14 protein-coding genes are annotated in these 18063 nt (G+C 68.1%); 7 read left to right on the forward strand and 7 right to left on the reverse strand.

Features of this window, described 5'->3' with window-relative positions; genetic code table 11:
- Nucleotides 1-13 precede the first annotated feature (13 nt).
- The 4 genes from FBZ87_RS02225 to FBZ87_RS02240 all read right to left on the reverse strand — a co-directional run bounded on the left by FBZ87_RS02225 (nt 14) and on the right by FBZ87_RS02240 (nt 6805).
- Nucleotides 14-1603, reverse strand: a complete 1590-nt coding sequence (locus FBZ87_RS02225) for an MFS transporter (RefSeq protein ID WP_211106816.1) — start codon at nt 1601-1603, stop codon at nt 14-16.
- A gap of 98 nt (nt 1604-1701) precedes the next feature.
- Nucleotides 1702-3156 (reverse strand): D-xylose transporter XylE, encoded by a 1455-nt coding sequence (xylE, locus tag FBZ87_RS02230; protein WP_145608742.1) that lies wholly within the window; start codon nt 3154-3156, stop codon nt 1702-1704.
- A 53-nt stretch (nt 3157-3209) separates the two neighbouring features.
- Nucleotides 3210-4277, reverse strand: coding sequence for a LacI family DNA-binding transcriptional regulator (locus FBZ87_RS02235; RefSeq protein WP_145608743.1), 1068 nt, complete (start codon nt 4275-4277; stop codon nt 3210-3212).
- A 224-nt stretch (nt 4278-4501) separates the two neighbouring features.
- A complete protein-coding gene (locus FBZ87_RS02240) occupies nt 4502-6805 on the reverse strand; it encodes a TonB-dependent receptor (protein ID WP_246134189.1) in 2304 nt (767 codons plus the stop codon).
- Nucleotides 6806-7157: 352 nt separating this feature from the next.
- Here FBZ87_RS02240 and FBZ87_RS02245 point away from each other — a divergent pair, with 352 nt between their 5' ends.
- Entirely contained in the window at nt 7158-8813 is a 1656-nt protein-coding gene (locus FBZ87_RS02245; RefSeq protein WP_246134190.1) for a tryptophan halogenase family protein, read from the forward strand.
- A 19-nt stretch (nt 8814-8832) separates the two neighbouring features.
- Here FBZ87_RS02245 and FBZ87_RS02250 read toward each other — a convergent pair whose 3' ends face one another.
- Nucleotides 8833-9882, reverse strand: a complete 1050-nt coding sequence (locus FBZ87_RS02250) for a LacI family DNA-binding transcriptional regulator (protein ID WP_004274201.1) — start codon at nt 9880-9882, stop codon at nt 8833-8835.
- A gap of 280 nt (nt 9883-10162) precedes the next feature.
- Here FBZ87_RS02250 and FBZ87_RS02255 point away from each other — a divergent pair, with 280 nt between their 5' ends.
- The gene (locus FBZ87_RS02255) at nt 10163-11677 is read left to right on the forward strand and encodes an MFS transporter (RefSeq protein WP_186454525.1); all 1515 of its coding nucleotides are present in this window, start codon (nt 10163-10165) and stop codon (nt 11675-11677) included.
- On the opposite strand, the gene FBZ87_RS02260 is transcribed toward FBZ87_RS02255, so the two are convergent.
- Entirely contained in the window at nt 11621-12124 is a 504-nt protein-coding gene (locus FBZ87_RS02260) for a PaaI family thioesterase (protein ID WP_145608745.1), read from the reverse strand. The two genes, FBZ87_RS02255 and FBZ87_RS02260, sit on opposite strands and share 57 nt — an antisense overlap.
- 184 nt (nt 12125-12308) lie before the next feature.
- Here FBZ87_RS02260 and ppk2 point away from each other — a divergent pair, with 184 nt between their 5' ends.
- Nucleotides 12309-13292, forward strand: coding sequence for a polyphosphate kinase 2 (ppk2, locus tag FBZ87_RS02265; RefSeq protein WP_246134191.1), 984 nt, complete (start codon nt 12309-12311; stop codon nt 13290-13292).
- A 45-nt stretch (nt 13293-13337) separates the two neighbouring features.
- Here the strand turns inward: ppk2 and FBZ87_RS02270 are convergent, their stop codons facing one another.
- Entirely contained in the window at nt 13338-14126 is a 789-nt protein-coding gene (locus FBZ87_RS02270) for a class II aldolase/adducin family protein (RefSeq protein WP_211106817.1), read from the reverse strand.
- Between the two features lie 105 nt (nt 14127-14231).
- On the opposite strand from FBZ87_RS02270, the gene FBZ87_RS02275 reads away from it, so the two are divergent.
- The 4 genes from FBZ87_RS02275 to leuD all read left to right on the forward strand — a co-directional run bounded on the left by FBZ87_RS02275 (nt 14232) and on the right by leuD (nt 17960).
- Entirely contained in the window at nt 14232-14927 is a 696-nt protein-coding gene (locus tag FBZ87_RS02275; protein WP_186454526.1) for a Crp/Fnr family transcriptional regulator, read from the forward strand.
- Between the two features lie 13 nt (nt 14928-14940).
- Nucleotides 14941-15852 carry a LysR family transcriptional regulator gene (locus FBZ87_RS02280; protein ID WP_145608747.1) on the forward strand — a complete coding sequence of 304 codons (912 nt, stop codon included), beginning with the start codon at nt 14941-14943 and terminating at the stop codon, nt 15850-15852.
- A gap of 69 nt (nt 15853-15921) precedes the next feature.
- On the forward strand, nt 15922-17346 hold the full coding sequence (leuC, locus tag FBZ87_RS02285; RefSeq protein WP_145608748.1) for a 3-isopropylmalate dehydratase large subunit: 1425 nt from the start codon (nt 15922-15924) through the stop codon (nt 17344-17346).
- Nucleotides 17346-17960 (forward strand): 3-isopropylmalate dehydratase small subunit, encoded by a 615-nt coding sequence (leuD, locus tag FBZ87_RS02290; RefSeq protein ID WP_145608749.1) that lies wholly within the window; start codon nt 17346-17348, stop codon nt 17958-17960. The genes leuC and leuD overlap by 1 nt, the downstream gene beginning before the upstream one ends.
- The last annotated feature ends 103 nt before the right edge of the window (nt 17961-18063 follow it).

Consider the following 18063-nt stretch of genomic DNA (forward strand, 5'->3'; position numbering starts at 1 on the left):
TGGAGAGAGTGGCTCAAGCGCCGCTGGTTTCCGCCGCCGCGGCCGTCGGCGGCGGATCCGCATCCCGCCGGCCAACCCGTGTTTCGGATCCAAAATAGATGACCAGCAGCAGCGCGGCCGCCATCAGGCCGCCGATGGCCAGCGCCAGGGTCCCCAAGCCGGGCACCAGCGCCGCGATGGCGAGGCATTGGGTCACCAGGCCGCCGGCCTTGCTGCAGCCGGCGACCCAGCCGGTGGCGCGGCCGCGCAGGCCTACGGCGTAGTTCTCGGCCGTGTAGGGCAGCAGCACGGCCAGGATGCCGTTACTGCCGACGATCAGCAGCGCCACCGGCGCCACCACGTCCAGCAGGCCGGCCCCGTCGCCCAGGCGCATGACGCCGCCCAGGCCGGCGATGGCGACGACGATCATCAGCGCCAGCGTCCACTTCGTGCTCCAGCGGAAATAGAGCAGCGCCGCCACCGCGATGGTCGGGCAAGCGATAAGGGCGGACGCCGCCAACAGGCGGCTGGACATGACCACGTCCATGCCCCTGGCCGTCAATTCGGCCGGCAGCCACAGCAGCAGCCCGAAATTGGTGAAGCTCCAGGCCAGGGCGGTGACCGTCAGGGCCAGGGTCCGGCCGCTGAGGAAGTGGGTTTCGCCCCCCTTGGACGCGGGCGCGCCCTCCGCCTCGCGCGTCAGGGCGGCGCCGAAGCGGGCCAGCGTGCGCTCCGCCTCGCGCAGGCGGCCGCGCAGCAGCAGGAAATGGGGCGATTCCGGGATTTGGCCGTTGAGAAAGACCAGGATCAAGCCCGTGGGCAGGTTCAGCAGCCACATGATGCGCCAGCCATACAGGGGCTGGAGCAGGGCCGACAGGCCGCTGGCCGCCAGGTAACCGCCAATGCCCCCCAGGCCACCCACCAGCACCAGGTTCCAGCCACGGTGGCGCAGCGGCATGGTTTCCGCCAGCAGCGCGTAGGCCACCGGCAACATGCCGCCCGCCGCCGCCCCCATGAGGAAGCACATGGCCACGTTCCACCAGAAATCGGGCATGGCCCCGCAGATGGATGTGCCGACGAACATGACGGAAGACAGCAGGATGGAGGCGCGGCGGCCATAGACGTCCGCCAGCGCCCCCCATATCAAGGAGCCCACGACCGTGCCCGCCAGCGCCGCCATGGGCAGCCAGGCCACCGTCATCTTGTCCACGCCGTATTCATCGCGCATGCCGGGCAGGACGAAGCCCAGGCTGGCCGGCTTCATGACGTCGATGACCAGGGCCACGACGATGACCGCCATCAGCCGCCAGTGCGCCGCGCGCAACGGGCCGTCGTCATGCACCACGGCGAGGTCGACGGCCGCCACCGCCGTCTTGCGCGGCAGCAGGCCATAGGCGGCGATAAGGACGCCCACGATGATCAGGCCCATGCCGATGGTCATACCCATGTCCATCGGCATGTCGGCCAGGCGATAGCCGACGTCCTTGGCCATCAGGAACATGGGCAAATGCAGGACCACGCCCGCGGTCACCACGGCGCACCCGACCCAGAAGGCCAGCACCGCCCGCCGGTCGGCCAGCACCCTGTCCCCGTCCCCGGGACTAGTCTCGAACAACGACGCCACCGGAACCACCCTGTCGGAGAAAAGGAAGCGGCGCGCCCATGCCCAGGCGGGCCGCCCAACCTATAGCTGTGACCGCTATCAACCGCCAGAAGGAAGGCTCAGCGACCGGCCGCTTTCCACACGCCCTCCATCTCCTCCAGGCTGCGTCCCTTGGTTTCGGGGACGAAGCGCCAGACGAACAGGCCGGCCAGGATGCTGAAGGCGCCATAGAGATAATAGGCGAAGCCATGGTTGAACATGGCGTTCAGCGCGGCGTTGCCATCCAGCACCTTGAACGACCAGGACACCACCCAGTTGGCGATCCACTGCGCCGCCACGGCGATGCTGAGCGCCTTGCCCTTGATGGGGTTGGGGAAAATCTCCGCCAGCAGCACCCAGACGACCGGGCCCCACGAGAAGGCGAAGCCGGCGACGTAGACCACCACCGCCACCAGCGCGCCGATGCCCATCTGGTGCTGGTTCAAGAGGAAACCCAGGGCCAGCATGGCGACCGCCATGACGGCGGCGCCGGCGATCAGCAGCGGCTTGCGCCCCAGCCGGTCCACCGTGACCATCGCCACCAGGGTGAACAGCACGTTGGCCGCCCCCACCACCACGGTCTGCAGCAGCGCGCTGTCGGTACCCGCCCCCATGTTCTCGAACATCAGCGGAGCGTAGTAGAGCACAGCGTTGATGCCCACCAGCTGCTGGAACAGCGACAGCATGATGCCCACCACCAGCACCAGGACGCCGTAGGCCAGCAGGCGGTCGGTATGCTGCACCAGGCTGCCTTCGATCTCGCGCCGGGTGAGGGCGGCCTCGGCCGGCCCCATCAGACGGGTCAGCGTGGCCTCGGCCTCCGCCGTGCGGCCCACCTTGATCAGCCAGCGCGGCGTGTCGGGCACGAAGGCCAGCAGCACCAGGAACAGGGCGGCGGGCAATGCCTCCGATCCCAGCATCCAGCGCCAGCCGACGCTGTTCAGCCAGGCGGTGTCGCCCTGGGCGGCGATGGCCCAGTTGACGAAATAGACGCCGGCGATGCCCAGCACGATGGCCATCTGGTTGAAGGAGATGAGGCGGCCGCGGGCGTGCGGCGGCGCGATCTCCGCGATGTACAGCGGCGACAGCATGCTGGCGATGCCCACGCCGACGCCGCAGATGACGCGGTAGATGATGAAGGGCGTCAGCGCCGCCGGCCCCATCCGCCCGACGGTGCCCAGCCCCAGTTCCGGCAAGGCCGACCCGATGGCGGAGACCAGGAACAGCACGGCCGCCAGGAACAGGCCGCGCTTGCGCCCGAAGCGATCGGCCACCCACCCGGCGATCATGCCGCCGACGATGCAGCCGATGAGGGCGCTGGAGATGGTGAAGCCGGACAGGCTGTCGCGCGCCGTGTCGGCCAGGCCCAAGGGGTCGATGAAGTTGGCGTCGATGGACTTCACAGCCCCCGAGATGACGGCGGTGTCGTAGCCGAACAGCAGGCCGCCCAGGGTGGCGACCAGGGTCAGCATCACCACCAGGCCGGAGCCGGCATGCGCGTCATGCCCGCCCTTAAGTCTCACATCACTGGCCATGACAGTCCTCCCGCGCGGAACCGGTGCCCGCGCGCCTTGGGTGTTGGGTTGGATCAGCGCCGGGCGCGGCCGAGGGACGGCACGCTGGAGGGCGGGGCGGTCGATTCCCGCACCACCACCTCGAACTCCAGCAGACGGCGGGGCATGGGATGGGTCCAGGGCTGGCGCCGCACCGCCCGGTCGATCAACAGGTCGGCCGCCGCCGCCGCCATGCGGCTGATGGGCTGGCGGATGGTGGTGAGCTGCGGCCAGATGATGCGCGCCACCGGCGTGTCGTCGAAGCCCGCGACCGACAGGTCGGCCGGCACCGACAGGCCCAGACGCTGGGCCACCGCGACGGATGCCGCCGCCATGTCGTCGTTGCTGGCGAAGATGGCGGTGGGACGGTCGGCCAGGGTCAGCAGCTGTTCCGCGCATGCCATGCCGGTGCGGTAGGAGAAGTGACCGGGACGCACCAGTTCCGGATCCAGGGGGATGCGGTGTTCCGCCAGTTCATCCCGGAAGCCGCGGTAGCGCTGTTCAGTGGCGCCGTGTTCCGGATGGCCCAGCAGGAAGCCGATGCGGCGGTGGCCCAGGCTGATGAGGTAGGCCGCCATCTGGCGGGAGGCCGCGTAGTCGTCCATGTAGACGAAGGGCGCCGTCTCGCGGTCCGTGTCCGGCGCTATGCGCACCAGCGGAATGCGCGAGGCGCGCAGGGCGTCGAGCACACCGGCGTGGTCGACCAGCGGCGGCGTCAGGATGACACCCTCCAGCCGCAGCTGGGAAATGAGGTTCAGGACCTGGTCGCCCACGTTGGGGTCGGTGCTGTCCCAGGGCTCCACCAGCAGGTGGAAGCCGCCCTCGCGGCAGCGGGCCACGGCGCCGGCCTGCACGTCGCTCATATAATGGGCGCTGGGGTTGTCATAGAACAGGCCGATGAGGAAGGAGCGGTCGCCGGCAAGGCCCCGGGCGTTCAGGTTGGGGCGGTAGTCCAGGCGGGCGATGGCGTCCATGACCCGGGCGTGCGTCTCGTGGGAAACGCCGGCCTCGCGGTTGATGACCCGCGACACGGTCTTGATGGACACCTTGGCCAGGTCCGCGACCTCCCGAATTGTGATCGACCGCTTCTCTGGCTGGGCCAATGGGGTCTCCCAAATCAGGGGCGACATCAGGCGACGTGACGCGTTGTCATCGTGGCGTCGGACGGCGATGGCGACAGGGGGATAAAGGGATGGGCGGTGCGGGGGCACCGCCCATCAAGGCGCAGGATTCGGGGAGAGAGTATCCTGCCAAGAAGGGAAAACACCGGGGCGCGGGAGAGGAGAGCCCCCGCGCCCCGGGGGTCGAACAACGCGAACGAACCGGATCAGAAGCTGGCGTGGGCCCGCACACCCCAGGTCTGGGGCGGCTGGTACACGGCCGTCCACACCGGGGTCGCCGGGCCGCCGAAGGCACCGGCATTGGACTTGATGTTGGCGTTTTCCACGTTCTGGACGAAGCCTTCCAAGGACCACTTGCCGCTGGGCGCGTCGTAACGGACGGCCAGGTCGGTGCGGGTATAGGCTTTCTGCTCGTCGTACGTGCCAGCGTTGAAGAAGGACAGGTAGCTGCGGGTCTCGAAATGGGTGGAGACGCGGGGGGTCAGCGTGCCGCCGTTGGGCAGGTCGAACACGTGCTCGTACCCGACGGTGCCCGACAGGGCCGGGGCGTGGGGCAGCTCGTTGCCCTTCAGCTCGACCAGGTGGGACACATCGCCGCCGCTGTACAGGCGGGCGTCGATGCTCTGCAGCTCTTCCATCTCGGTGTGCTGGGCGGACAGCGACAGGTTGATCGTGTCACGCGGCGTGACCTTGGCGGCCAGTTCAGCTTCCAGGCCGTAGGCCTTGGCGCCCTGGGCGTTCTGGGTCACGATCTGCGAGCCGATGACATGGCCGGCGGCGTCACGGGTGGTGACCGCCTGGTTCACCTGATAACCCGTGAAGTCTTCATAATAGGCCGCCACGTTGAAGGTGGCGCGGCCGCCGAACAGCGTCGTCTTGGCGCCGACTTCATAGTTGGTCAGCGTCTCGGGGCCGGCCAGCTTGCCGCCGTCCTCGATGTTGCCCGACTTGAAGCCCGTGCCGACGCTGGCATAGGTCATCAGCACGTCCTTGATGATGTCGGCATCGGCGCGGACCAGCCACGTGGCCTTGCTCCACTGGCCATAGACGTCGTTGGGCGACGCCGTGTAGCCGGGGATGGAGTAGGGATCGCGGCCGAAGATGCCCTGGGTGCAGCCGTTGCAGGTGACGTTGCGGCCACCGATGTCTTCCTTGTCGTCGCGGGTGTAGCGCACACCACCCGTCAGGCGGATGTCGTCGGTGACATGCCAGGTCGCTTGGCCGAAGCCGGCGGCCGACTCGATCTCACGATCAGACTGGATGAAGCTGCCGGCCCAGCTGAAGGTGCCCAGGCGATAGCCGTTGGCCTGGTCGATATCGAAGCGGATCTTGTTGGTTTCGTGCGAGTAGTACGCGCCCAGGATCCAGTCGATGGTGTGCACGCCCGACGACTTCAGCTGCAGTTCGTGGCTGAAGAAGTCGTAGCTGGACCAGACGGTGCTGTTCTGCTCGAACGCGCCGGACGGCGTGGTGGCGCTGGTCGGCGGCAGCACGCCGCTGTCGGCGTCCACCTGGTTGTTGCCGCCCAGCCAGGACGCGCCGGCGATGTAGGACAGCTGCAGGTAGTCGTTGATGTCGTAGTCCATCTTGCTGTGGACGGACTTCGCGGTGCGGTCCTGGAACGGCGCGGTGTCGGCCTGCACCGACCACAGGTTCGTGCCCGGACGCGGGGTCTGCATCAGCGGCTCGACCGGGGTGCCGGTGTCTTCATACCATTCGAAGTTCAGGTCCCAGCTGAAGCTGTCCGTCGGGCGCCAGGCGCCGCTGACGCGGAACGACTTCTGGTCGCCGGCGTAGTACTTCGGGCCGCTGGTCACGTAGGCGGCCGGGTTCACGCCCGGCACGTTGGGGGCCGGCTGGTAGTCGACATAGCCATCGTGCTTGTCCGTCACGAAAGCGACGCGGAAGGCCAGCTTGTCGGAGACGGGCATGTTGAACATGCCGCGGGTGCCGAAGCGACCGTAGGAGCCGGCCACGACCTCGGCGTTGCCGTATTCCTTGTCGAAGGTCGGCTTGGCGGAGATCAGGCTGACGGCGCCGACGGTGGCGTTGCGGCCGAACAGGGTGCCCTGCGGACCGCGCAGCACTTCCACGCGTTCCATGTCGTACATCAGCACCGAGGCGCCCTGGGCGCGCGGCGAGTAGATGCCGTCGACGTACATGGCGACCTCGGGGTCGGCCACTTCGGTGTAGGCGCTGTCGTTGCCGATGCCGCGCAGGGTCAGGGTGATGGCGTTCTGGTCGCCCTGCTGACCGAACTGCAGGCTGGGCACGAACTTGGACAGATCGGTGATGTCTTTGACCTGCTGCTTGTCCAGGCTTTCCTGGCTGAACGCCGAGACGGCGATCGGGGTTTCCTGCAGCTTGGTTTCACGCTTGGTCGCGGTAACGACGATTTCGGCAATGGTGTCGGAGGGACCGGCCGGGGCCGTCGCGGTCTGCGCGTACGCGCCACCGGACAGGGCAATCACAGCCGCTGCTTGCAGATAGAGTCCGAGTCTCGCCTTCATCTCGCTTCCTCCCTTTTATTCTAGCCTGGTTGCTCTAGGCGGATATTCGACGGTCACCGCCCACATCCAATGGATGCGGCGCCGTTGTGGGTCGCATGTTTAGCGGGGCTGACAATGCTGTCAACAAAATTATGACAACGTTGTCGCACAGCGCTGTCATATGGCGGCAACCGTGGTATTCTGGCCTCATGCGCGGGACAAAGCCTGCGGCAGCGCAACGAACTGGCCGGCAACCCCTGGGTGACGGGGCGGCGGGCGCCGCCACGAAAAGCGACGATCCCGCCGTAACGGTTTGAGAAACATAAGAACTGCCGCCGTTCCGCCAAGGGGACAGGCGGCCATGAGGGAGGAAATGATGACCGCAGCGGATGGCGCCCGGCGCCGTATCCTGATCGTGGGCGGGGGCACCGCCGGCTGGCTGACCGCCGCCTACCTGGCCAAGACCTTGGGCGCCAACCTGTCCGGCGGGACAGAAATCACCCTCATCGAATCGAGCGACATCGGCATCATCGGCGTGGGCGAGGGCACCTTCCCCACCATCCGTTCCACCCTGGCCGCCATCGGCATCGACGAGGCGCGCTTCCTGCGGGAAAGCAGCGCCACGTTCAAGCAGGGCGTCCATTTCGTGGACTGGGCGGAAACACCGGCGCCGGACGCATCGCCGACCCAGGCCCTGGGAGCCGTGCCCGGGCACACCCACTATTTCCACCCCTTCAACTTCCCTCACCAGGGTAACGGGCCGGAACTGTTGCCCTACTGGCTGCTGGGCGAGGCGGGGGACCTGCCCTTCGCCGAGGCCGTAACCCTGCAGAAGGCGGTGGCGGACGCCGCGCGCGGGCCCAAGCGGCCCATCGACCCGCCCTATGCAGCGCCCCTGAACTACGCCTATCACTTCGACGCCAACCGCCTGGCCGTGCTGCTGCGCACCGTGGCCATCGAACTGGGCGTGCGCCACCGGGTGGGCACCGTCACCGACGTGGTGCTGGACGGCAGTGGTGCGGTGGCGCGGGTGGACACGCGCGAGCACGGCAGCCTGAGCGCCGACCTCTACATCGACTGCAGCGGCTTTAGGGCGGAGATCATTGGCCGGGCGCTGAAGGTGCCCTTCAAGTCCTATCAGGACGTACTGTTCAACGACCGGGCGGTGGCGCTGCAGGTGCCCTACGACCGGCCCGACGCGCCCATCCCCTCCTACACCGTGGCCACGGCTCATGAAGCGGGGTGGACCTGGGACATCGGCCTGAACGACCGCCGGGGCACCGGCTATGTCTATTCCAGCCGTCACACCGACGACACCCGGGCGGAGGAAGTGTTGCGCCGCTACCTGGGCCTGGTGGCCGAAGGGCGCGACGTCCGCCTGCTGAAGTTCGACTCGGGCTGCCGTGCTGCCCAATGGGTGGGCAACTGCGTGGCCGTGGGCCTGTCCGGCGGCTTTTTCGAGCCCTTGGAATCGACCGGCATCATGCTGATTGAGGTGGCGGCCCACATGATCGCCCAGTACTTCCCCTGGGGGGAAACAGGCCTGGACAGCGCCCAGACGGCCGCGTCCATGGCCGCGACGGCCCGCACCTACAACGCGCTGATGGGCAAGCGGTATGAGCGCATCGTCGATTTCCTGAAGCTGCACTACTGCATCACCCGCCGTACCGACAGCGCCTATTGGCGGGACAACGCCGACCCGGCCACCATACCGGAGAGCCTGCGCGACCGCCTGGCCGCATGGGCGCATCGGCCGCCCGGGCGCTTCGATTTCGTGGCCGACCACGAGACCTTCCTGCCGGCCAGCTACCAATACGTCCTGTACGGCATGGGCTTCAAAACCGACCTGGAGCCGGCGCACGCCCTGCACCGCCGCATGGATGAGGCGCGGCACGAGTTCCGGGGCCTGCGCACCGTGACCCCGCAGGCGGTGTCCAGCCTGCCCACCCATCGCGACTTGGTGGAGGAGGTCTACCGCAACGGTTTCCGCCCGCCCCAGGCGGCACCGGCCGTGGGCGGACGCCGCTAGGCGTCCTTGCCGCGGGGAATCAGGCCTTGCCCGGCGGGCGGGCCGTGGATTGGCGCAGCAGGATGGTGTGGGCCAGCACCTGGTGCGGCACGGGCTTGGGCCAGTCCACCTTGCCACGCTGGGACAGCAGGCCGATCAGGATGTCGGCCGCTGTTTCCGCCATTTCCCGCACCGGCTGGCGCACCGTGGTCAGCGGCGGCCACATCATCTCGGCCAGCGGCGTGTCGTCGAAGCCCACCACCGACAGGTTGGCCGGCAGGCTGAAGCCGCGGTTATGCGCCTCCGCCACCACGGCGGCGGCCATTTCGTCGTTGCTGGCGAAGATGGCGGTGGGACGGTGGGGCTGGTCCAGAAGGCGGCGGGCGCAGGCCACGGCGGAGGCATAAGTGAACTCCCCCTGCTCCACCAGCACCGGGTCCACCGTCACGCCGGCGTCGGTCAGCGCCTCGCAATAGCCGGTGTAGCGCAGAATGGTGGCGGTGTGGTTGGCCTTGCCCTTAATGAAGCCAATGCGCCGGTGGCCCAGGGCGAGCAGATGCTGGGTCAGGGTATAGGCCGCCTGCCGCTCATCGATGCGGACGGAGGGAGAGGTTTCCGATTCCTGCTGCGGCGTGACGCGGACATAGGGGACGCCCGCCTCCTCCAAAATCCGCAGCACGATGGGGTTGTCGGTCACGGGGGCCGTCAGCACCACGCCGTCCAGGCGCATCTGGTTGACGATGGCGCTGGCCCGCTGTTCCACGTTGGGGCTGCGATAATCGATTTCCTCGATCATCAGGTGGTAGCCGTGGGCCCGGCAGCGGTTCAGCAGGCCCACCTGGATTTCCAGGGTATAGGGGCCGCCGGCATCGCCGTAGAGGTGGCCGATGAGGTTGGAGCGTTCGCTGGCCAGGCTGCGGGCCATCATGTTGGGCTGGTAGCCCAACTCGGCCACAGCCTTCTCGATGCGCTCCTGCATGTCGGGGCTGACATAGCGTTCCTTGTTGATGACCCGCGACACCGTCTTGATGGACGCCCCCGCCAGGCGCGCCACATCGATGATCGTCGGCTTGCGGTCAGGCCCCGCCATATGTCCACTCCCATCCTTATATCGGCGCCGCTTCCCCATTCGTGGGACCGGCGCGGGCCCACAATCGCCCAAAGCGCCGGGCTGCGGCAATCCTGCATCGATGGCGCAAAAAAGCGCGCCCGTCCATCATTTGACCGCCACCGTCCGAAAGGCATGCTGGCGTGACCGCCACCGGATGTTGTTTCCTGGGGTTGGCCTGGGTCGGAAGGGGGAGGACGGCACCGCTGTCATTTCCGCCGCCGCCACCCCGGCCCCAAGAGAAGAATTCCCCGGGGGGAAGATGGCATACGGACAGGCGCCCGTCGCCTTGAAGACCAAGCTGGGCTACGCCATCGGTGACTTGGGCCTGAACCTGCACTGGCAGGCGATGACCCTGTTCCTGGCCTATTTCCAGACGGATGTGCAGGGCGTGCCCCCGGTGTGGGTGGGCGTGGGTTTTCTGGTGGCCGCCATCGCCGACGGCCTGGCCAATCCCCTGATGGGCGTGTGGGCCGACCGCACCAGCACGCGATTGGGCCGGTACCGACCCTTCATCCTGTGGGGCGGCGTGCCGCTGGGCGCCGTCATGGCGGCCTGCTTCACCGCGCCCGGCTTCGGCCAGGGCGGCCTGATCGCCTACGCCATCCTGAGCCACATGGCCTGGCGCGGCGTCTACACCATTGTCTCCATCCCCTACGCCTCGCTGTCCGCCCGCATCACCCAGGACGCGGAGGAACGGTCCAGCCTGACCGGCTATCGCATGACCTGCGCCTTCATCGGCGGCATCACCGTGTCCTTCCTGCTGCCGGCCCTGGCCGCCCGCATCGACCACATGGCAAGCGGCGGGCACGGCGGGACGGCGGGGGCCGGCCTGGGCTACAGCATCAGCGGCCTGGTGGTGGGCAGCCTGTCCGTCGCCTTGTTCTGGCTGTGCGCCAGCGTGGTCAAGGAACAGCCATACCCGGCCCTGACACCGGCTTCGCGCGCCGCGCTTGACAGCGATGTCGTCGGCTTCCTGCGCACGCTGGGCCGCTCCGGCCCGCTGATGCGCCTGCTGGTGTCCATCGGCCTGATCCAGGTGGCGGGCGCCCTTCAGTTCCGCAACCTGGTCTATTTCTTCAAGTACGACGTGGGCGACATGGACCTGGCCGCCTATGCCATGCCCGCCTTCTCCGCCGCCAGCGCCGTCAGCGTGCCCTTCTGGGTATGGCTGTCCCGCCGTACCAGCAAGAAGGTGTCGTGGCAGACGGGAACGGGCCTGGCGGCGCTGTCCTCCCTGGCCTTCCTGATGGCGCCCAGCGACCGGCCGGCCCTGGCGGTGGCGGCCATCGCCGCCCTGTTCGTGGGCTGCACCGTCCACGCCGTGGGCTTCTGGGCGATGCTGCCCGACCTGGTCGATTACAACGAGTGGCGCTTCGGCCGCCGGGACGAGGCCAAGATATTCGGCGTGGCCTCATTGGCGCAGAAGGTGGCGCTGGGCCTGGCCGGCGCCCTGCTGGGCTGGCTGCTGTCCGCCATCGGCTTCGTGCCCAACGCCACCCAATCGGCTGAAACCTTGAGCGGCCTGCGCCTGCTCATGTCCCTGCTGCCCTGCGGCCTGTTCATCGCCACCCTGGCGTTGATGGCGGGGTACCCGCTGGACGGTGCCCTGCACCGGCGCATCGTGGAGGAACTGGACGGGCGGCCGGCCGGCGGAACACCGCCCACCGCGCCTTCACCGGCCAACAATCCAGTCGCCGGCAGCCCAGCTCAAAGTGGGTCAGGCCTTGGGCGGCCGGGGGTCGAACACCAGGCACGTGGTGGTGCCGTGGGCTAGCAACCGGCCCTGGGCATCGATCAGGCGGCCTTCGGAGGTGGCCGTGCGGCCGCCGCTGTGGATGACGCGGCCTTCGGCCCGCACCGGGCCCGTCGCCTCCGTCACCGCGCGGATATAGTTGATCTTCAGTTCCAGCGTGGTGTAGCCGCGCCCGCCGGTCAGCGTGGTCTGCACGGCGCAGGCCATGCAACTGTCCAGCAGGGTGGCGATCCAGCCGCCATGGACCGAACCGATGGGGTTGTAGTAGGCGTGGACCGGCGTGCCGGTGAAGACGGCGTAGCCGTGTTCGGCATGGCTGAGCGTGAAGCCCAGGGTGTGGGAGATGGGCGGCGGCGGCAGGTCGCCCGCCATCATGGCGTGCAGGAAATCCAGCCCATCCATGCGGGCCAGCGCCGCCATGCGTTCCGCCTCGCCCACCTGCTTGTCGGCCTTACCCGCGGCAACCATCGTTGATCCTCTTGAACGTAGCGCGTCACCGCCATCTTGCCCTTGTCACTTTCATTATGCAATCCACATAACCGAAGGGCGCATTGACATGGCGCAAGGATGGGGCGCCCCATTCAGGGACAAGGTGCTTGGCAAGGAACCGCAACGGTTCACCCGCGCACATTACTGGGAGGCCTGAGACGCCATGGCCGGCAAGTCCAAGAAGCACGCGAACCAGAACACGCAACACACGAATGGCGCCGCCCAGAGCGGCGAGGTGGGCGAGCCCACCCCGGAAGAGATGGCGGACATCAGCCCGGCCCCGCCGCTGGACGGCGAGATCCTGCGCAACGCCAAGGAACATAAGCGCATCGAGGACCGCTGGAACATCCTGGGCCCGGGCAAGCCGGGCCGGCCGCCCAAGCACTACAAGTATATCGATGAGATGGCCCGCCTGCAGTTCGAGCTGCTGAAGCTGCAGGAATGGGTGCGCATCCAGGGTCTGAAGGTGGTGGTGCTGTTCGAGGGTCGCGACGCCGCCGGCAAGGGCGGCGTGATCAAGCGCATCACCGAAAGCCTGAACCCCCGCATCTGCCGCGTGGTGGCCCTGGGCACGCCCACGGAGCGGGAGAAGGGCCAGTGGTATTTCCAGCGCTATGTCCAGCATCTGCCGGGCCCCGGCGAGATGATCCTGTTCGACCGCAGCTGGTACAACCGCGCCGGTGTCGAGAAGGTCATGGGCTTCTGCACCGAGGATGAGTACCAGGAGTTCCTGCGCGCCTGCCCCCTGTTCGAGGAGATGCTGGTGAAGTCCGGCATCATCCTGATCAAATACTGGTTCTCGGTCAGCGATGAGGAGCAGGAGAAGCGCTTCGTGGAGCGCATGCACAACCCCATGAAGCGCTGGAAGCTGTCGCCCATGGACCTGGAGTCGCGCGGCCGCTGGGTGGAATATTCCAAAGCCAAGGACGTGATGCTGGCCCACACCGACCATGCCCATGCCCCCTGGTACATCGTCGACGCCGACAACAAAAAGAAGGCGCGCCTGAACTGCATCGCGCACCTGCTGCACCAGATCCCCTACAAGGATCTGAGCCCGGTGGAACTGCCCCTGCCCCCGCGCCAGCCCGACAACGGCTACAAGCGTCCCAAGAAGTCCACGCAGCACTGGGTGGATGAAGGGTATTGATGGGAATGGGCGGGAGGTTGGCGCCCCTCGCCCACGCCCCATTTGTCAGTCCTGATACCCCGGCATCTGGCGGTCCAGCCGGCGCAGCAGGGCCGGCCAGACCAGCAGGTTGGCGGCCTGGGACACGCCCATGCGGCTGATGTGGATATTACGCTCGATGGCTTCATGGGCGGCAGGGTAGAGCGGCCGGCCCATGGTGAGCGTGCGCACCTGCATGGTGCAGGACCGTTCCAGGAAATACATGCGCGTGAACGCCTCCGCCACCGTGCGGCCGACGGTCAGGGTGCCGTGGTTGCGCAGCAGCATGGTGTTCTTGGTGCCCAGGTCGCGCTGCAGGCGCGGGCGCTCGTCATGCTCGAACGCCACCCCTTCGTAGTCATGATAGGCCAAGTCGTCGATGACCAGCTGCGCCGTCTGGTTCAGGGGCAGCAGCCCTTCCTCCAAGGTCGAGACCGCCGTGCCGTCGGCGGTGTGCAGATGCAGGACGCAGCCCGCGTCCTCGCGCACCTGGTGTACGGCGGAGTGGATGGTGAAGCCCGCCGGATTGACGGGGAAGCCGGTGTCCAGCACCACCTTGCCGTTCATGTCCACCTTCACCAGGCTGCTGGCCGTGATCTCCTCAAACAGCATGCCGTAGGGATTGATCAGGAAATGGTGCTCCGGCCCCGGCACCCGGGCCGAGATGTGGGTGAACACCAGATCGTCCCAGCCGAACAGGGCCACCAGCCGGTAGGCCGCCGCCAGATCGACGCGCAGCCGCCATTCCTCGGCCGAGACGCGGTCACGCAAGGGCGGCTGGTCGGCGGGGGCCAGCTTGGGCGCGGTGTCGAACATGGGGTCCTCCCGGTGTTTTTATGATGTGCACAGCCTACGCCCGGACGGCTTCCAAGAATGTCGCGGATTTGACAATCTGAGCCGAACCGTTTGGGGGAAGCGAAGGTGGACAAGCACGCGGCGGCCCAGGTGCTGGAGGCGCGGGGGTGGCTGGCGGAGCAGCCGGCGGATCTGCGCGCCGAGATCCTGGCGCGGGGGCGCCTGCGCACGTACCCCGACGGCCAGGCGGTCTATCGTGGCGGCGACGCGCCGGATGGACTGTACGCCCTGGTCACGGGCCGCATGCGCTTGGCCACGGTGCAGGAGGATGGGCGGGAGGTGGTGATCCTGCATGCCGGGCCGGGGCACTGGTTCGGCGAGGTGTCCATGGTCGATGGCCTGCCCCGGGGGCAGACGGCGGTGGCGCGGGGGGAAAGCGTGGTGCTGCACCTGGCGGCCCAGGCCTTCACGCAAATCGTGGAGGCCGACCCCCGCCGCTGGGCCAATTTCGCCGGCATCCTCAGCCGCCACCTGCGTCAGGCCACGCATTACCTGGGGGAGGTGCTGGCCCTGCCCACGCCCCAGCGCACCGCCCGCCTGCTGGCGCTGCTGTGCCGGCTGGAGGAGGCGCCGCCGGGGAATGCGGGAAGCGGCCCTGTGCTTCTGCCGTTGTCGCAGGAGGATCTGGCCGGCATGCTGGGGCTCAGCCGCCAGACGGCCAACCGCGCCCTGGGCCGGCTGGCGCGACTGGGCCTGGTGCGCCGGGGCTATGGGGGTGTCGAGGTGCTGGACGCCACGGCGCTGGAGCGCTTTGTCGGTTAAAGGCGGGATGGATATGGAAGTCGCGTGGCTGGAGGATTTCCTGGCGGTGGTGGCGCACGGCGGCTTTTCCCGCGCGGCGGAGAACCGCAACATCACCCAGCCGGCGCTGAGCCGCCGCATCCGCGCGCTGGAGGACTGGGTGGGCACGCCCCTGTTCCACCGCACCACCCACACGGTGGAGCTGACCGCCGCCGGCGAGTCCTTCCAGGTGACGGCGGAGGAGACGCTGCGCCGCCTGGCCAGCGGCCGCGATGAGGCGCGGGAGGTGGCGCAGGGGCATACCGAACTGCTGCGCTTCGCCGCCACCAACGCCCTGTCGCTGACCTTTTTCCCCGCCTGGCTGCGGCGGGTGGAGGCGACGCTGCCCTTCAACATCAACGTCCAGATGGTGGCCAACCATATGGAGATCTGCGAACGCATGATGATCCAGGGCCAGTCGCAGTTTCTGCTGTGCCATCATTATCCGGCGGCCAGCACCCTGCTGGCGCCCGGCCAGTTCCGCTCCGTCCACATCGGTGACGACATGCTGGTGCCGGTCAGCGCGCCGGACGCGGCGGGGCGGCCGCTGCACACCCTGCCGGGCCATACCGACGCGCCCGTGGCCTATGTCGCCTATCGCCCGGAATCCGGCATGGGGCGCATCGTGGCAGCGGCGCTGGAGACCGCCCTGCCCGCCACCCACCTGAAGCCCACCTTCACCTCGCACCTGGCCAAGCTGCTGGTGACCATGGCGCTGGACGGGCGCGGCCTGGGGTGGTCGCCGCTGAGCCTGGTGGCGGAGCATCTGGATCGGGGGGAGCTGGTGCGCGCCGGCGATGAAAGCTGGGACATCCCCATGGAAATCCACCTCTACCGGTCGCGCGCGCGGCAATCCGCCGTGGCGGAGAAGTTCTGGGCGCATGTGGCGGGACGTGCCCCCGCATAAGCTTATACGGAGACGGCATTGGGCAAGGAGCCGACGGGGCTTCCATAGTGCGTCCATAGGGAGAAAGAGATGCCCCGGACGCTCTACGACAAGATCATCGACGCCCATACCGTCTGCCGCCTGGACGACCATGGACAGGTACTGCTGTATGTCGACCGCACCATCCTGAACGAATACACCAGCCCCCAGGCCTTCAGCGGCCTGCGCGAGGCCGGACGCACGGTGTGGAACCCGTCCGCCGCCCTGATGGTGGTGGACCATGTGAACCCCACCGTCAGCCACCGCACCCTGGAGGTGGCGGACAAGGAAGCGGCGGCGCAGATCGCCTATTTCCGCGAGAACGCCCGCGATTTCGGCATCGAGCTGTTCGACATCCTGGACCCGCGCCAGGGCATCGAGCATGTGGTGGCACCGGAGCAGGGGCTGGTCATGCCGGGCATGGTGGTGGCGGCCGGCGACAGCCACACCACGGCCTATGGCGCGCTGGGCGCCCTGGGCTTCGGCATCGGCACCTCGGACATCGAGCATTACCTGGCGACCCAGACCCTGGTGTACCGCCGGCTGAAAACCCTGCGCATCACGGTGGACGGCGATCTCGCCCCCGGCGTGACGCCCAAGGATCTGGTGATGGAGGTCATCCGCCGCATCGGTGCCGACGGTGCCACCGGCTACGCCGTGGAATTCGCCGGGCCCGCCATCGACGCCATGGGCGTGGAGGGGCGCATGACCGTCTGCACCATGATCGTGGAGGCCGGCGCCCGTGGTGCCATCATCGCGGCGGATGAGAAGGTGCTGGCCTACATCCAGGGCCGGCCCCGGGCCCCCAAAGGGGCGCTGTGGAGCCAGGCGGCGGAGGCCTGGCTGGCGCTCAGGACCGACGAGGGTGCCATCTTCGACCGCGAAGTCCACCTGGTCGCGGAAGACGTGGCGCCCATGGTCACGTGGGGCACCAGCCCCGACCAGGCGGCGGTCATCACAGGCACCGTGCCGGCGCCGGAAGCGGAGGCGGAGCCTGGCCGCCGCGCGGCGCTTTCCCGCGCGCTGGACTATATGGGTCTGGCGCCGGGCGCGGCGCTGGACGGCATCACCATCAGCCACGCCTTCATCGGGTCCTGCACCAATGCCCGCATCGAGGATCTGCGCGACGCCGCCCGCGTTCTGCGCGGCCGGCGGGTGGCGGCCGGCGTGCGCGCCATCATCGTGCCGGGATCGACCCAGGTGCGGGCGCAGGCGGAGCGCGAGGGGCTGGACCGGGTGTTCAGCGCAGCAGGCTTCGAATGGCGGCAGTCCGGCTGTTCCATGTGCCTGGCCATGAACGACGACGTGCTGCGGCCGGGCGACCGCTGTGCCTCCAGCACCAACCGCAATTTCGAGGGTCGGCAGGGCAAGGGCGCCCGTACCCACCTGATGAGCCCCGCCATGGTGGCCGCCGCCGCCATCGCCGGCCACCTGGCCGACGTCCGCACGTTCAGCACCCAGGAGGAGGTCGCCTGATGCAGCCCTTCATCCGCGTCACCGGCCCCGCCGCCCCCTTCCCCCAGCCCAATGTCGATACCGACGTCATCATGCCCAAGCAGTTCCTGAAGGGCGTGGACCGCAAGGGGCTGGACCGGGGCGTATTCTATGACCTGCGTTTCGGTCCCGACGGCCAGCCGCGTGCCGACTTCATCCTGAACCGCCCCGGCTGGCAGGGCGCCCGCTTCCTGGTGGTGGGGCCCAACTTCGGCTGCGGCTCCTCCCGCGAGCATGCGGTGTGGGGCTTGGCCCAACTGGGCATCCGCGCCCTAATCGGCACCAGCTTCGCCGGCATTTTCAACGACAATTGCCAGCGCAACGGCATCCTGACCGTAACCCTGGACGCCGCTGTGATTGATGATCTCATGACCCGGGTCGGCCAGCCGAGCGCCAACGGTCTGACCATTGACCTGCCGGAGCAGACCATCACCGTGGATGCCGACGGCCACATCATACCCTTCGCCATCGAGGCCTTGCGCCGCGACGCCCTGATCCAGGGCCTGGACGGCGTCAGCGCCACGCTGGCCCGACACGCCCAGGCCATCCGCGCATTCGAGGACGGCCACCGCCAGGCCAATCCCTGGTTCTACTGAGCCGCTGCCCCCGTCAGCGTGCCGCCTCGCACCCCACCGGGGCGCCGGCAGCGGCCCCGCCTTGCCAAAATAAGAATGGCCAAAATAAGAATGGGAGGACCCA

It is taken from the genome of Nitrospirillum amazonense, assembly GCF_007828035.1.
GTDB classification, from domain to species: domain Bacteria; phylum Pseudomonadota; class Alphaproteobacteria; order Azospirillales; family Azospirillaceae; genus Nitrospirillum; species Nitrospirillum amazonense.

Excerpts from the sequence above, each read along its gene's own strand:
- FBZ87_RS02260 (WP_145608745.1), bottom strand. The coding sequence starts at position 12,124 with ATGGTTGCCGCGGGTAAGGCCGACAAGCAGGTGGGCGAGGCGGAACGC.
- FBZ87_RS02255 (WP_186454525.1), top strand. The coding sequence starts at position 10,163 with ATGGCATACGGACAGGCGCCCGTCGCCTTGAAGACCAAGCTGGGCTAC.
- FBZ87_RS02250 (WP_004274201.1), bottom strand. The coding sequence starts at position 9,882 with ATGGCGGGGCCTGACCGCAAGCCGACGATCATCGATGTGGCGCGCCTG.
- FBZ87_RS02280 (WP_145608747.1), top strand. The coding sequence starts at position 14,941 with ATGGAAGTCGCGTGGCTGGAGGATTTCCTGGCGGTGGTGGCGCACGGC.
- leuC (WP_145608748.1), top strand. The coding sequence starts at position 15,922 with ATGCCCCGGACGCTCTACGACAAGATCATCGACGCCCATACCGTCTGC.
- FBZ87_RS02245 (WP_246134190.1), top strand. The coding sequence starts at position 7,158 with ATGATGACCGCAGCGGATGGCGCCCGGCGCCGTATCCTGATCGTGGGC.
- FBZ87_RS02240 (WP_246134189.1), bottom strand. The coding sequence starts at position 6,805 with ATGAAGGCGAGACTCGGACTCTATCTGCAAGCAGCGGCTGTGATTGCC.
- FBZ87_RS02270 (WP_211106817.1), bottom strand. The coding sequence starts at position 14,126 with ATGTTCGACACCGCGCCCAAGCTGGCCCCCGCCGACCAGCCGCCCTTG.
- ppk2 (WP_246134191.1), top strand. The coding sequence starts at position 12,309 with ATGGCCGGCAAGTCCAAGAAGCACGCGAACCAGAACACGCAACACACG.
- xylE (WP_145608742.1), bottom strand. The coding sequence starts at position 3,156 with ATGGCCAGTGATGTGAGACTTAAGGGCGGGCATGACGCGCATGCCGGC.
- leuD (WP_145608749.1), top strand. The coding sequence starts at position 17,346 with ATGCAGCCCTTCATCCGCGTCACCGGCCCCGCCGCCCCCTTCCCCCAG.